General features: G+C 68.0%; 12 protein-coding genes. 4 read left to right on the top strand and 8 right to left on the bottom strand.

Annotated features, from left to right (window positions below; all coding sequences use genetic code 11):
• Nucleotides 1-5 precede the first annotated feature (5 nt).
• Nucleotides 6-1,130 carry an SPFH domain-containing protein gene (locus G0Q01_RS10385; RefSeq protein ID WP_108967129.1) on the top strand — a complete coding sequence of 375 codons (1,125 nt, stop codon included), beginning with the start codon at nucleotides 6-8 and terminating at the stop codon, nucleotides 1,128-1,130.
• Here G0Q01_RS10385 and G0Q01_RS10380 read toward each other — a convergent pair.
• Nucleotides 1,096-1,710, bottom strand: a complete 615-nt coding sequence (locus G0Q01_RS10380) for a hypothetical protein (protein ID WP_203594973.1) — start codon at nucleotides 1,708-1,710, stop codon at nucleotides 1,096-1,098. The genes G0Q01_RS10385 and G0Q01_RS10380 overlap by 35 nt on opposite strands.
• A 232-nt stretch (nucleotides 1,711-1,942) precedes the next feature.
• Between G0Q01_RS10380 and G0Q01_RS10375 the strand changes: the two genes are divergently transcribed.
• The 3 genes from G0Q01_RS10375 (at nucleotide 1,943) to dtd (ending at nucleotide 4,476) form a co-directional block, all read left to right on the top strand.
• Entirely contained in the window at nucleotides 1,943-3,061 is a 1,119-nt protein-coding gene (locus G0Q01_RS10375; RefSeq protein ID WP_164194476.1) for a TFIIB-type zinc finger domain-containing protein, read from the top strand.
• Nucleotides 3,062-3,124: 63 nt separating this feature from the next.
• Entirely contained in the window at nucleotides 3,125-4,036 is a 912-nt protein-coding gene (locus G0Q01_RS10370; RefSeq protein WP_164194473.1) for a carbohydrate kinase, read from the top strand.
• A complete protein-coding gene (gene dtd / locus G0Q01_RS10365) occupies nucleotides 4,033-4,476 on the top strand; it encodes a D-aminoacyl-tRNA deacylase (protein ID WP_164194469.1) in 444 nt (147 codons plus the stop codon). The genes G0Q01_RS10370 and dtd overlap by 4 nt, the downstream gene beginning before the upstream one ends.
• Nucleotides 4,477-4,488: 12 nt before the next feature.
• Here the strand turns inward: dtd and G0Q01_RS10360 are convergent, their stop codons facing one another.
• From G0Q01_RS10360 to cydD, 7 genes are all read right to left on the bottom strand, one after another.
• On the bottom strand, nucleotides 4,489-5,760 hold the full coding sequence (locus G0Q01_RS10360) for a hypothetical protein (protein WP_164194466.1): 1,272 nt from the start codon (nucleotides 5,758-5,760) through the stop codon (nucleotides 4,489-4,491).
• A 330-nt stretch (nucleotides 5,761-6,090) separates the two neighbouring features.
• Nucleotides 6,091-6,543 (bottom strand): NUDIX hydrolase, encoded by a 453-nt coding sequence (locus tag G0Q01_RS10355; RefSeq protein ID WP_108967139.1) that lies wholly within the window; start codon nucleotides 6,541-6,543, stop codon nucleotides 6,091-6,093.
• Nucleotides 6,544-6,682: 139 nt separating this feature from the next.
• On the bottom strand, nucleotides 6,683-6,805 hold the full coding sequence (gene cydX, locus G0Q01_RS10350; RefSeq protein ID WP_164194462.1) for a cytochrome bd-I oxidase subunit CydX: 123 nt from the start codon (nucleotides 6,803-6,805) through the stop codon (nucleotides 6,683-6,685).
• A 16-nt stretch (nucleotides 6,806-6,821) separates the two neighbouring features.
• Nucleotides 6,822-7,982: a cytochrome d ubiquinol oxidase subunit II gene (gene cydB, locus G0Q01_RS10345; RefSeq protein WP_164194459.1), complete on the bottom strand. Its 1,161-nt coding sequence runs from the start codon at nucleotides 7,980-7,982 to the stop codon at nucleotides 6,822-6,824.
• Between the two features lie 5 nt (nucleotides 7,983-7,987).
• Nucleotides 7,988-9,601: a cytochrome ubiquinol oxidase subunit I gene (locus G0Q01_RS10340; protein WP_164194456.1), complete on the bottom strand. Its 1,614-nt coding sequence runs from the start codon at nucleotides 9,599-9,601 to the stop codon at nucleotides 7,988-7,990.
• A 175-nt stretch (nucleotides 9,602-9,776) separates the two neighbouring features.
• Nucleotides 9,777-11,453 carry an amino acid ABC transporter ATP-binding/permease protein gene (locus G0Q01_RS10335; protein ID WP_164194452.1) on the bottom strand — a complete coding sequence of 559 codons (1,677 nt, stop codon included), beginning with the start codon at nucleotides 11,451-11,453 and terminating at the stop codon, nucleotides 9,777-9,779.
• Nucleotides 11,447-13,120, bottom strand: coding sequence for a thiol reductant ABC exporter subunit CydD (cydD, locus tag G0Q01_RS10330; RefSeq protein ID WP_164194449.1), 1,674 nt, complete (start codon nucleotides 13,118-13,120; stop codon nucleotides 11,447-11,449). The genes G0Q01_RS10335 and cydD overlap by 7 nt, the downstream gene beginning before the upstream one ends.
• Between the last annotated feature and the right edge of the window lie 118 nt (nucleotides 13,121-13,238).

The following is a 13,238-nucleotide window of genomic DNA, read 5'->3' as shown; positions in this document are numbered from 1 at the left end:
CGATCATGGGTATTCTGGATTTCCTCTCGGGACAGTTCATCGACGTCATCCACTGGACGGATGACACCCGCGACACGATGGTCTGGCGCTTCGAGCGCGAGGGGCACGAGATCAAGTATGGCGCCAAGCTGACGGTGCGCGAGGGGCAGGCAGCGGTTTTTGTCCACGAGGGCCAGATCGCCGATGTCTTCACCCCGGGTCTCTACATGCTCGAGACCAACAACATGCCGATCATGACCAGCCTGCAGCACTGGGATCACGGCTTCCGCTCGCCCTTCAAGTCCGAGGTCTATTTCGTCAACACGACGCGCTTCAACGGGCTGAAGTGGGGCACCAAGAACCCGATCATCTGCCGCGACCCCGAGTTCGGCCCCGTACGGCTGCGGGCCTATGGCACCTATTCGGTGCGGGTTTCGGATCCGGCAAAATTCCTCGTCGAGATCGTCGGCACCGATGGCGAGTTCACCTCGGGCGAGATCAGCTTCCAGATCCGCAACATCATCGTGCAGGAGTTTTCACGCCTCATTGCCTCCTCGGGGATCCCCGTGCTCGACATGGCGGCCAACACGCAGGAGCTGGGGCAGATGCTGTCCAAGGGCATCTCGGCCACCATCGCGGAATACGGGCTCACCCTGCCCGAGCTCTACATCGAGAACATCTCGCTGCCCGACGCTGTGGAACGGGCGCTCGACAAGCGCACCTCGATGGGGGTGGTCGGTGATCTCGATGCCTACACCCGCTTCCAGGCTGCCGAGGCGCTGGGGGCCGAAGGATCGGCCGCCGGGCAGGCCATGGGCACCGGCTTTGGCGCCGGCATGGGCATGGCGATGGGGGGCGCGATGACCGGCGCTCAGGCAGGGCCGTGGGGGGCGCGTCCGCAGCAAAGTGCTGCCGCCGCTCCGCCTCCCCCCCCGCCGCCGCCGGTCGAGCACGTCTGGCACGTGGCTGCGAATGGCGAGACGCAGGGGCCTTTCTCCAAGGCGCGCATGGGCCGGATGGTGACCGAGGGACAGCTGACCCGTGAAAGCTATGTCTGGACCCAAGGGCAGGACGGCTGGAAGCGCGCCGAGGACGTGACCGAGCTGGCACAGCTCTTCACCGTTCTGCCGCCGCCTCCGCCGGGAGCGTGACGGGACTGTAGGAGGCGGGCACCGGCGCCTCCGTTTCCGCCTGCCCCAGCAGCGCCGGGGCAAGGCAGGCATCCACCGGGAAACTCACCGCGTCCTCGCGCGTCGCCGGGAAAGGTCGCGTGGGGCTCACTTGCGAGGCGATCACCAACCGTCCGTTCAGGCACAGGTCCTGCGCCGCGTTGCCGATGTTGAAGCCGAAGCCCTCGCGCCCGCAGTCCGTGCCGAAGCCGTTCATGTTCCACGCCTGCGGCATCAGGCTTTGCTCGCTGAATACCTCGAAGGCGTCCTGTTTCGGGCGGAAGGTCAGCGACCAACTGGTTTCGTTGGTCTTCATCCCGAGCGCCCAGCGGCCGATCGGCTCGTCCTCGAAATAGCCCTCGACCATGAAGCACTCGACGTCCTCGGCATAGACATAGTCCCGCTCGGCCAGTGCTGCGTCGATCGCGATCGCGCCGCGCATCTCGTAGCCGCCGTTGCCCCGCCACTCGAAGCGCCAAGCCAGATCCGAGGCCAGCCCCGTGCCCGGCCAGCCCGCCACCGCAAGCGCCGCAATGCCCGCGCCTTTCGTCCAACTCCGCATGTACTGCTCCGCCGTGCCTCGCATGCGCATCAGCGTAGACACTGCGGCTCGGAATGCAAAAGTGCCGAGAGTGAACTTGTCGTGTGCGCGCCTTCCTCAAGGCGGGGGCGCGCGCAACGGGACGGCGAAACCTCTGCAGGCAAGAGCCCCGTATCAAAACCGGTTTTCACCGCCGCCCGCTCCGCCTAGGGTGGCCCTGCCGGAAAAAGGCGGATCTGGAGGACCTTCGGGCATGAACGAAACCCACCGTTTTCCCTGCGAACAATGCGGCGCCGACTACCGCTTCGACCCGGCGTCCAACGAACTGGTCTGCGACCACTGCGGCCACAGCCAGCCGGTCGAATCCGCCGGTCCTTGGAAAAGCGACATCCGCGAACTCGACTTCCGCGCCGCCATGGACAACCTCCTGCCGTTGCAGGAGATGGAGGAGCTGCGGGTCACCAAATGCCCGAACTGCGGCGCCGAGGTGGAGTTTGACCCAGATGCCCATGCCACAGAATGCCCTTTCTGCGCGACGCCAGTGGTTGCCGACACCGGCACCAACCGGCAGATCAAGCCCAAGGGTGTGCTGCCCTTCGCGCTCGACGAAACGACTGCGCACAAGGCGATGAACGATTGGCTCGGGCGCCTCTGGTTCGCGCCGAACGGGCTCAGGGACTACGCGCGCAAGGGTCGCAAGATGCAGGGGATCTACGTGCCCTACTGGACCTTCGACGCCAAGACCCGCAGCGCGTACAGCGGCGCGCGCGGCACCGTCTACTACGAAACCCATACCGTCATCCGCGATGGCAAGCGCCAGCAAGTGCAGGTGCCCAAGGTGCGCTGGACCCCGGTGCGGGGACGGGTGGCCCGGTTCTTCGACGACGTGCTGGTGCTGGCCTCGAAGTCGCTGCCCAAGCGTTTCACCGACGCGCTCGAGCCCTGGGACCTCAGCCGGCTCGAGCCCTACCGCCCCGAGTTTCTCGCCGGGTTCCGCGCCGAGGGCTACCAGGTCGACCTTGACGCCGGCTTCGTCGAGGCGCGGCACCTCATGGACCGGCAGATCACCCGCGACATCAAGTTCGACATCGGAGGCGACCAGCAGCGGATCACCTCGGTCGACACGCAGGTCTCGGAGGTCACCTTCAAGCACGTGCTGCTGCCGGTCTGGCTGGCGGCCTACAAGTTCCGCGGCCAGACCTACCGCTTCGTGGTCAATGGCACCACCGGGCGGGTGCAGGGGGAGCGCCCGTGGTCGGCCTGGAAGATCGCCGTGGCGATCATCCTCGGCACCATCGCCGCAGCGCTGATCGGCTACATGTTGTCACAGTCGCAGGGCAGTGGCGGCTTCACGGTGCCCATTGGCTATTGAGCGCGACCGGGGCTCCGCGCTAGGTATAGCGCTAACACATCTCAGAACACGAGGGAGCGCGAGATGATCCTCTGCTGTGGCGAGTCGCTGATCGACATGCTGCCCCGGACCAGCTCCGGCGGCGAGCCCGCCTTTGCCCCGGTGGCCGGTGGCGCGGTGTTCAACACCGCCATAGCGCTGGGGCGGCTGGGGGCGCCTGCGGGCTATTTCGGGGGGCTGTCCACCGACCTCTTCGGCACCATCCTCGCCGAGGCGCTGACCGCCTCGCAGGTGGATTTTACCGCCTGCCCGCGCTCCGACCGCCCCACGACGCTGGCCTTCGTGACCCTGGTCGACGGGCACGCGCGCTATGCCTTTTACGACGAGAACACCGCCGGACGGACGCTGGCGGAGTCTGACCTGCCCAGGCTCGGGGATGAGACCTCGGCGCTCTTCTTCGGCGGCATCAGCCTTGTGTCTGAGCCCTGCGCCGACACCTATGCCGCGCTCTGCGCGCGGGCGGGAGAGCGGGTGGTGATGATCGATCCCAACATCCGCCCCGGGTTCATCAAGGACGAGGCGCGCTACCGCACCCGGCTCGCCGGGATGCTGGCGCGGGCCGATATCGTGAAGATCTCGGACGAGGACATGGAGTGGCTCGGCACCACTCCCGAGGCGCTGATCGCGGGCGGCACCGCGCTCGTGCTCGAGACCCGTGGTGCCGAGGGCGTGCTCGCGGTGACCGCGCGCGGCCGCATCGACGTGCCCGCGACCCGTGCGACGGTCGTCGACACCGTCGGCGCCGGCGACACGTTCAACGCAGGGCTGCTGGCGGGGCTGGAGCGGGACCGCCTGCTAACCCGCGCCGCCCTGCGCGAGGCCACCCTCGACGCACTGCGCCCGGCGGTTGCACTCGGCGCGCGGGCGGCAGCGGTGACCGTCAGCCGCGCCGGCGCCAACCCGCCTTGGGCGCACGAACTGGAGGCCGGCGCATGAGGGCGCTGATCCAACGCGTCTCGGAAGCCAGCGTGACGGTCGAAGGCGCAGTGGTCGGCGAGATCGGCCCGGGCCTGCTGATCCTCATCTGTGCCATGCAGGGCGACACCGAGGCGCAGGCCGACAAGCTCGCCGCCAAGATCGCCAAGCTGCGCATTTTCCGCGACGACGAGGGGCGGATGAACCGCTCGGTGCTCGACACCGGAGGCGCGGCGCTGGTGATCAGCCAGTTCACCCTCGCCGCGGACACCCAGCGCGGCAACCGCCCCGGCTTTTCCACCGCCGCCGCCCCGGCGGAGGGCGAGCGGCTCTACGAGTATTTCGCCGGGCGCGTGGCGGCGCAGGGCATCGCAACCGCCACCGGCCGCTTCGGCGCCGACATGAAGGTGGCGCTGCTCAACGACGGGCCGGTGACGATCTGGATGGACAGCGAGGACTGAAGCCCCGCCGGATCACAGAGCCGACCCGTCGACCAGCGTCCCGCGCAGGTAGGCCAGCCGCAGATCTGCACGGGCCAGCGCGTACCTCTGGGTGATCTCTTCCTCCTGCGCCCGCAGCGCGCTCGAAAGAGGGCCGAGGAGGTCCGCCGCGGTCATCTGCCCGGTGCGTTCCATCTGCCTTGTGCGAACCGCCTCCGCCACGGCCGAAGCCCGCATCTTTTCCGCCTCGCCGAGCCCAATGCGTAGGGCCTCGCGCTCCTGTGCCGCCGCAGCGATCTCGAAGTCGCCCGGGGGTGACTCCACCGGCGACCAGCGGGGGCCCGCGGTGGGCGGAGCCCAGTCCCCCGCCTCGCTGCCCTCGCCGTCATAGCCAAAGGCTTCCTCCAGCGCGGCCAGTTCCTCGGGCGAGCGGCGCGCATCAAGGCCATCGAACAACATGTTAAGGGTCCGGCGTTCCTGCGCCTCCACCCCGGCGCGCAGGATACCGGCCTGCAGATCCGAGAGCAGCGGCGGCGAGACAAACTCGCGTATCGCGCCGATGCCCGCAACTCCGCCGAGCCGGCTGTCACCCATCGCCGCCAACCCGGAGCGGGCGCGCTGCGCCTCTGCCCGGGCATTGACCCCTTCCGCGCGCAGCCACGCCACCCGGATGCGCAGCTCTTGCAGGCGCTGCGCGGGGACGAGGCCCGCCGCAACCGCCCGCGCAATCGGCCAGTCTAGCGAGGCGACATCGCGATAGGCCGCCTCGAGCAGGTCCGCTCGAGCGCGCGCCTCTTCGGCATCGAGATGCTGACCGATCGCCTCGAAGACCTGCGCGTTTGCCTCGTCCACCAGCGTCAGCGCGGCTTGGTCAATCTCGGCCAGGGCGAGGTCGCGTTCCGCCTGCTTGCGCGGCGTGTCGAAGCGCTCGGGCCGGGACTGAACGCTCTGGGACAAATGCGCCAGCACTGCCAGCGACAGGTGCGGGCCGAGATCGGGCAGCCAGTCCAACTCGTCGGCCTTGCCACGCAGCCAGGCCAGGCGCAGCTCGGAGGCCGACCGGAAGCCGCCGCCCTCCAGCACCGCACGCGCGATGGCCGCGTAGGGCGTCCCGGGCAGAATTGCTCCCGGTCTTTGCGCCAAGGTTCCGATCACTGTGCCCCGACCGTCTGCGCGCAGGCGCATGGCCTGCGGCGCGGTCGTCCCGCCGGGGTCCGAACCCGCGTTGGTGTATACTTGCATGCATCCGGGCAGCAACGCGACCAGCGCAATGCCGCAGCCCAGACGGAAAGACGATGCACGCATCTCTCCTCCCCTCGATCACTCGTTCAACACACGCGGCAACGCGCCGCTCTCCTACAATCCCGCAGGGCGAGAAATCCCACCGCCCGGCGCCACTTGCCCCGGACGTGGCAAGGCGGCTACGGCGCGCCGGTCAGGACGCGCCGTAGCCGCACTCGTCGAAGATCGCACTGCTCTGCCTGAACCGGGCCGCTCTTGTAATGGGACCGGCGACCGCGCTCCTGCACCGGGGTTACCTTATTTTCGCCACATTCAAAGAGCTCACGCGTGCGCACGGGCCACGATCGCGACGCTGTCGTTGCTGGAATGCCGCATGGTCGCCGGGGCGACAGTTCAGCCCAGCAGCGCGGAGATGAGAGGAATCTTGTGCGGCGCATCGCAAAGAGTGAGCAACAGCTCGGAAAGCTCCGGCTCGTCCACCCGCTTGGCGGCGGCTTTGGGAGTGAACCACTTGCGCTTGCGTTCCTTGCGCTCTTTCCAGTCGCGCGAGAGCGTGTCGACGATCATCGGATAGACCCGCACACGGCAGCGCAGCGCCGTGCCGTCATCGCGCTGCTTCGGGTAGTGATAGACGCCGATCTCTTTCTTGCCGATATGCCCCTTGGCCCCGGCTTCCTCGAGCGCCTCTATCTCGGCCGCAGCCCAGGGCTTCTTGCCGTCCATCTCCCAGCCCTTGGGCATCACCCAGCGCCCGGTATCGCGCGAGGTCACCATCAGCACCCGAAGCTTTCCGGTCTTGTCCCATTGCATGGGAAGCGCCGCGATCTGCTCACCGAGTGAGGTCATTCCGTCCGATACCTGTTGGGAAACCCAAGCCTGTTACGTGAGCAATGTAACCGGGATGTGACGACGGACAATGCGGGGCGCAGAAACCGCAACGGGCGACCCGATCCGGGCCGCCCCCAGGCAGAAGCACTTGGCGTGATCAGCTCTCGCGTTCGGCTTCGGCCACCATGCGCGCGTCCTCGCGCAGTTCGAGCCACATCGCGTTCATCACCGCGAAGAGTGCCGCCAGCGGGAGGCCGAGGATCCAGGCGAAATACCACATAAGGTCTCTCCTTGTTTCAGTAGGCGCTGTGCGAGCTTGTCACGTCTTCCTCGGTGACCTTGCCCCAGAGCACTTTGTAGACCCAGGCCGTGTAGGCCAGGATGATCGGCAGGAAGATCACCGTCGCAACCAGCATGACAAAGAGCGTCAAATGTGAGGACGAACTGTCCCAGACGGTGAGCGAGCTACGTGGATCGACGGTCGACGGCAGGATGAACGGGAACATGGTCAGCCCGACGCTCGAGATGACCCCGAGGATTGCCATCTTGGACCACAGGAAGGTAGAAACCTCGAAGCCCTCGCGCAGGCCGCGCACCGCCATGAACATGCCGCTGAAGCCGAGGATCGGCGCGATCAGGATCCACGGGCGCTCGGCATAGGCCATGAGCCACGAGCCCTCGTGCGCCACCTGCTTGAAGAGCGGATTCGAGGGGCCGTCCGTCACGATCTCCGAAGTGATGTGGAAACCGTCGATGCCGAAAGCCAACCACAGCCCCGCCAGCGCATACCCACCGGCGGCAATCATCCCGGCCACGGTGCCGATGCGCTGCGCGCGGAAGGCGACCATTCCCTTGGTCTTCACCGAGAGCCAGGCCGCGCCGTGCATGATCAGCATCGACAGCGACACAACTCCGCAGAGCAGCGCGAAGGGCCGCAGCAGCCCGAGGAATTTGCCATAGAAGGTGCCGTCGTACATCGGCATCAGGTCCTCGGTCAGGTGGAAGGGCACGCCCAGCAGCACATTGCCCACCGCCACACCGAAGAGCAGCGCCGGGGCCGCGCCGCCGACGAAGAGCGCCCAATCCCAGCCGCTGCGCCAGCGCGCGCTCGCGCGCTTGGAACGGTACTTGAAGCCTACCGGGCGCAGGATCAGCGCAGCGAGGATGGCGAACATCGCGAGGTAGAAGCCCGAGAAGCTGACCGCGTAGAGCGGCGGCCAGGCGGCGAAGATCGCGCCGCCGCCGAGGATGAACCAGACCTGGTTGCCCTCCCAGACCGGGCCGATGGTGTTGATCACCACGCGGCGCTCGACATCGGTCTGGCCGACGAAAGGCAGCAGCGCGCCGACCCCCATGTCAAAGCCGTCGGTGAGCGCGAAGCCGATCAGCAACACCCCGAGCAGCGCCCACCAGATCAGGCGGAGAACTTCGAAACTGATAAGATCATGCAAGATCATGACTGTTACTCCGCAGGTACATCGGCAAAGGGACCCTTGCCGTCATGAGTGCGCAGCCGGTGCTCGTGCCGCGTCATCCATTGTTCGGTTTCCTCGACATCCTCCTGCGGGCCCTTGCGGATGTATTTCAGCATGAGGCCCATCTCGATGATGAAGAGCACGGTGTAGAAGAGCGCGAAGCCCGCCAGGGTGAACAGCAAGTCGCCAACGCTCAGGTGCGAGGCCGAGAGCGCGGTTGGCAGGATGCCGTCGACCGTCCAGGGCTGGCGGCCGTATTCGGCCACGATCCAGCCCATCTCGGCGGCGATCCAGGGCATCGGGATCCACGCAACGGCGAGCATCAGCGCCCAGCGGGGATAGGTCCCGCGTCGGAAGTTGCTGAGCACGAAGAAAAGCCCGGTGAGCGCGATGAACGAGAAGCCGAGGCCAACCATGATGCGGAACGACCAGAACAGCGGTGCCACGCCCGGCACGGTGTCATCGGCCGCCATCTTGATCTGCTCCTCGGTCGCCTCGCGCGGGTCGTCCACATAGCGCTTCAGCAGCAGCGCGTAGCCAAGGTCGGCCGAGTGCCGCTCGAAGCTCGCCCGCACCTCCTCCGGGGTGGCGTTGCGCTCGGCGCGGATCGTCATCAGCTCGTCATAGGCGATGATGCCCGAGCGGATGCGCTGCTCGGATTCCGCGACCAACTCGTTGATGCCGGGGATTTCCTCGGTTAGCGAGCGGGTGCCAATCAGCCCCATGACCCAGGGAACATGCACTGCGTAATGGGTCTCGCGCGCGTTCTGGTCGGGAAAGCCGATCAGGGTGAAATGCGCGGGGGCGGGCTCGGTCTCCCACATCGCCTCGATGGCGGCGAGCTTCATCTTCTGGGTGTGGCTGGCCGAGTAGCCCGACTCGTCTCCCAGCACGACCACCGACAGCGAGGCCGCGAGCCCGAAGGAGGCCGCGACCGAGATAGACCGGCGCGCCAGCTCCACGTGGCGGCCTTTCAGCATGTACCAACAGGACACGCCCAGCACGAAGATCGAGGCGGTGATATAGCCCGCCGAGACGGTGTGCACGAACTTGGCCTGCGCCACCTCGTTGAAGACCACCTCGGCGAAGTTGGTCATCTCCATGCGCATGGTCTCGGGATTGAACTCGGCCCCGACCGGATTGACCATCCAACCGTTGGCGATGAGGATCCAGAGCGCCGAGAAGTTCGATCCGATCGCCACCAGCCAGGCGACGATACAATGCCCGACGCGCGACAGCTTGTCCCAGCCGAAGAAGAACAGCCCGACGAAGGTCGCCTCGAGGAAGAAGGCCATCAGCCCCTCGACCGCCAGCGGCGCGCCGAAGATGTCGCCGACGTAGTGGCTGTAGTAGCTCCAGTTCATCCCGAACTGGAATTCCATGGTGATCCCCGTGGCCACCCCGAGAACGAAGTTGATCCCGAACAGCGTGCCCCAGAATTTCGTCATCTGTCGCCAGATCGGACGCCCCGTCATCACGTAGACCGTCTCCATGATCGCGACGAGGATCGACAGACCCAGCGTCAGCGGCACGAAGAGGAAGTGATAAAGGGCCGTCATCGCAAACTGCAAACGCGACAGCTCGACAACATCGAGCTCCATGTCAGTACTCCTCTGCGCATGTGACCTGGAGTCTGGCCCCCCGAACGGCGGCCCCGAGCCCTCTGGTCCACAAGTTAAATTTCGAGGTGGGCGGCTACTTTTTACCGAACGACACCCTTCAGGTGCCCTGCTACACCCCGCCATTGTGACAGCGGATTGATCTGCATCAAGTTCATCATGTTTCTGGGATATAGCTTTTGAGATCGATCACCTGATCGGCAGCCGCCAGCTCCGCGGCGCGGTGCGAGGCCGTGACAATCGCCGCGGCTGGCAGAAATTTCCTCACCCCTGCCAAGACTTGCCTGGCGGCTTCCGGATCGAGCCCCTCGGTTGGCTCATCCAGAAGCAGCAGCTTCGGGCGGCGCAGCAGCGCCCGCGCCAGCACCAGGCGGCGGGCCTGACCGCCCGAAAGACCGGCCCCGCCCTCACCCAAAGGTGAACAGAGACCGCCTCGCTCCGCGACCGTCTGCGCCAGATGCACTGCCTCCAGAGCGTCCATCGCCTCTGCCTCGCTCAGCCCCGGGCGGGCGAGCGCGAGATTCTCGAGAACCGTGCCAGACACCAACGCCGCGCGCTGCGGCACGAGGGTCAGCACTTGGCGCAGTTCTTTGTCGCGCCACGCGGCCAGGGGGCGATCCAGCAACAGAACCTCTCCCGCCGTCACGGGCTCCAATCCGGCGACAACGTCGAGCAGGGTCGATTTTCCGAGCCCCGAGGCGCCGCGAAGGGCGAGGGTCTCCCCCGCCCGCACCGACAGCGAAAGGTCGTGCAGCAGGAGCCGGGACCATCCGGGCCGCGCCAGAAAGAGGTGCCGCAAGGCCAGAACCTGCTCCGACATTACCGCTGCGGGGGCGGCGACGCGAGCCTTGGGGGAGAGAGACCGCACCGGCGGCTCGGCCAGAACCCGGCCCGCCGCGTCGCGCATCCGGCCGATCTCGGCCATGCCCCTGCGCAGCGGCACGAGCGTCTCGCCAAGCGCCAGCGCCACGAAGACGCCGATGGCGGCAAGCGCCGGGTCGAGGTCGGTCTCGGCCACCAACCAGCCCGCCAGCGCGAAGACCCCAGCCGCGACCAACGTCACGATCGCCGAAAGCGCCTGCCCTGCGCCGGTGTCGATGCGATCGAGACGGTCCATGGCGTCGCGCGCCTCGGACTCCGCCCGGTCCAGCCCTGCGCGCCAAAGCGGCAACGCCCCCTGCAGGATCGCCTCGCGCCGTCCGCGGAACAGTCCGATGGCGCGGCGCCGCAGGTCTTGCGAGGCCTCCTCTCCCCGCGCCGAGAGGCGCAGCGTCGCGCGCGCCACCCGCCAGAGCACCACGCCGCCGCCCAGCAGGTACCCCCCCGCGACCGAGAGCGCGATGCCATGCGAGGTCAGCGCCCAGAGCCCGAAGAACACCGCGACATGGGTCAGCAGTGCCGCGGCGATGGGCAGCGCCAGCCGCAGCACCACCCCGTCGAGCGCGTCCACGTCGGCGGTGATCCGGGTCAGTGCTGTGGCGCCCCGCAAGCGCCGCAGGTCGCTCACGGGAAAGCGCTCGAGCCGCCCGAGTAAGGTGACCCGCAGCGCCGCGAGGGCGCGCAGCGTGGCGTCATGGGTCAGCAGGCGCTCGCCGTAGCGCGCCGCGGCCCGGCCAAGTGCCAGCCCGCGCACGCCCGCACTCGGCCGGAAGACGTCAAAGGCGATGCCCACCCCTGCGACACCCGCCATACCCGTCGCGGTGATGAACCACCCCGAGAGGCCGAGCAGCGCCGCCCCCATCAGCAGCACGAGCACCGCGAGCACCGCGCCGCGCCACATCGCAAAGGGATGCGCCCGCCACAGCAGGCGGAGGACCTGCCAGAGCTTCAGCATGGGGCGGGCTCCAAGTCGACGATCCGGTCCATGGCCCGGGCCAGCGCAGGGTCATGGGTGGCGACGATCACCGTGCGCCCTTCGTCGGAGAGCCCCTTCAGCAGCGCGATGATCGCGGCGCCGGTGCTGGCGTCGAGATCGGCGGTGGGCTCGTCGGCAAGGATGACATCGGCGCCACGGATGAGCGCGCGGGCCAGCAGCAGCCGCCGGGCCTCGCCACCCGAGACCCCCGCCCCGCTTTCGCCGAGGACCGTCTCCAGCCCCTCGGGAAGCGCCGCGACGAAGCGCTCGGCTCGGACCCGGCGCAGCGCCTCAAGAGGCACCTCGCCGTCCGGCCTGCCGCTCAAGAAGGCGCGTAGCGAGAGCTCGGGGATATGCACCAGCTGCGGCACATAGGCGAGGCGGGCACGCCAGGCGTCGGCGGTCGCGTGGTCGAGCGCCTGCCCGGCCACCCGCAGCTCACCCTGGCTCGGCACGAGCAGCCCCGCGATCAGGTCGAGCGCCGTGGATTTGCCAACCCCGCTCGGCCCGCGCAGCGCCAGCGAGCCGCCCGGCCCCACCTCGACGTCCGGCAGCGCCACCCACTGCGCGCCCCGCCGGACCCGCACCCCGGTCAACGTCACCGTAGCAGGCCCGGCCAATGCCACGGCCTCCGCCCCCTGCCCCAGCACCGGGATCGCCTCCGAGGCGTGCAGCGCCGCAAGGTCGTCCGCCACCGCCTCGGCCGCCGCCTTGTCGTGCCACGCCGAGGCGAGATCGCGCAGAGGCTGGAAGAAGTCGGGTGCCAGGAGCAGCAGAAACACCCCCTGAAACAGCGTCAGCTCCGGCCCGAAGAGCCTCCAGGTGCCGATGCCGATCTCTCCCAGCAGCGAGAACCCGACGTAGACCGCCACCATGGCCACCCCGAGCGCCGAGAAGAGCTCGAGCACGGTCGAGGAGAGGAAGGCCACCCGTAGCACCGCCATGGTGCGTTTCCGCAGTGCCTCGGCGCGGACCTCGAACGCGGCGCGCGAGGCCTCGGCGGCGTTGAGAAGCAGCAGGTCCGGCAGCGCCGAGATTCGGTCGATCAGCAGCGTGTTCATCGCGCCCAGCTCGACCATCTGCTTGCGGCTCGCGTCCTGCGCCGCCATGCCCACAAGCGCCATGAAGAGCGGGATCAGCGGCCCGGCGACCAGCAGCACCAGCCCCGCCGCCCAGGAGATCGGCAGGATCACCGCAAGGTAGAGCAACGGCAGCACCCGGGCGCGCGCCATGGCCGGGCGGAAGCGGGTGATCCAGGGGCCGAGCACAGCCAGCTTCTCGGTCAGTAGGGCCGCAAGCGCCGCCGAAGACGACTCTCCCACGCGCAGCGCCTCGCGATTCAGCAGCGCCTGCCTCTGAGCGTGCAGCGTCTCGTCGGCGGCGCGATAGGCCAGCCTTGCGGCCCGGCGCTCCGCCCAGCCGCGAAAGAGCCCAACCAGGGCGAAGGCGAGCGCCATCCAGAGCGTGCGCGAAAGCGGCGCACCCTCGGCCCAGCCAGCAATGCCCCAGGCCAGCGCGGCAGCCTGCGGCAGCCAGAGCGCGGCAGCGAGCGCGGAGAGGCGCCCAGCCAGGTTCAGCTGGTGCCGCGCCTCGGCGCCGAGCAGGCTCTCGGCCCGCGACCGCTCTGGCTCAGGGTCTGAAGACATGGCGGCTCCGTTAGAAAATCCGTTTTTCGCTCAATGTGATAGATGATCCGCCGGGGTTTCAACCCCAAGCCACCCCACGCGTCACTCTGACGCCGTTTTCGCGGTCTGCTCCGCGGGC

Source organism: Salipiger sp. PrR007, assembly GCF_010499845.1.
Taxonomy (GTDB): Bacteria; Pseudomonadota; Alphaproteobacteria; order Rhodobacterales; family Rhodobacteraceae; genus Salipiger; species Salipiger pacificus_A.
The sequence above is the reverse complement of the archived record's forward strand: the minus strand, read 5'-3'. Positions and strand labels throughout refer to the sequence as shown.

What these genes read in the sequence shown, in the direction of transcription:
- G0Q01_RS10385 (WP_108967129.1), top strand. Translation starts at nt 6, where the DNA reads ATGGGTATTCTGGATTTCCTCTCGGGACAGTTCATCGACGTCATCCAC.
- G0Q01_RS10380 (WP_203594973.1), bottom strand. Translation starts at nt 1,710, where the DNA reads ATGCGGAGTTGGACGAAAGGCGCGGGCATTGCGGCGCTTGCGGTGGCG.
- G0Q01_RS10375 (WP_164194476.1), top strand. Translation starts at nt 1,943, where the DNA reads ATGAACGAAACCCACCGTTTTCCCTGCGAACAATGCGGCGCCGACTAC.
- G0Q01_RS10370 (WP_164194473.1), top strand. Translation starts at nt 3,125, where the DNA reads ATGATCCTCTGCTGTGGCGAGTCGCTGATCGACATGCTGCCCCGGACC.
- dtd (WP_164194469.1), top strand. Translation starts at nt 4,033, where the DNA reads ATGAGGGCGCTGATCCAACGCGTCTCGGAAGCCAGCGTGACGGTCGAA.
- G0Q01_RS10360 (WP_164194466.1), bottom strand. Translation starts at nt 5,760, where the DNA reads ATGCGTGCATCGTCTTTCCGTCTGGGCTGCGGCATTGCGCTGGTCGCG.
- G0Q01_RS10355 (WP_108967139.1), bottom strand. Translation starts at nt 6,543, where the DNA reads ATGACCTCACTCGGTGAGCAGATCGCGGCGCTTCCCATGCAATGGGAC.
- cydX (WP_164194462.1), bottom strand. Translation starts at nt 6,805, where the DNA reads ATGTGGTATTTCGCCTGGATCCTCGGCCTCCCGCTGGCGGCACTCTTC.
- cydB (WP_164194459.1), bottom strand. Translation starts at nt 7,982, where the DNA reads ATGATCTTGCATGATCTTATCAGTTTCGAAGTTCTCCGCCTGATCTGG.
- G0Q01_RS10340 (WP_164194456.1), bottom strand. Translation starts at nt 9,601, where the DNA reads ATGGAGCTCGATGTTGTCGAGCTGTCGCGTTTGCAGTTTGCGATGACG.
- G0Q01_RS10335 (WP_164194452.1), bottom strand. Translation starts at nt 11,453, where the DNA reads ATGCTGAAGCTCTGGCAGGTCCTCCGCCTGCTGTGGCGGGCGCATCCC.
- cydD (WP_164194449.1), bottom strand. Translation starts at nt 13,120, where the DNA reads ATGTCTTCAGACCCTGAGCCAGAGCGGTCGCGGGCCGAGAGCCTGCTC.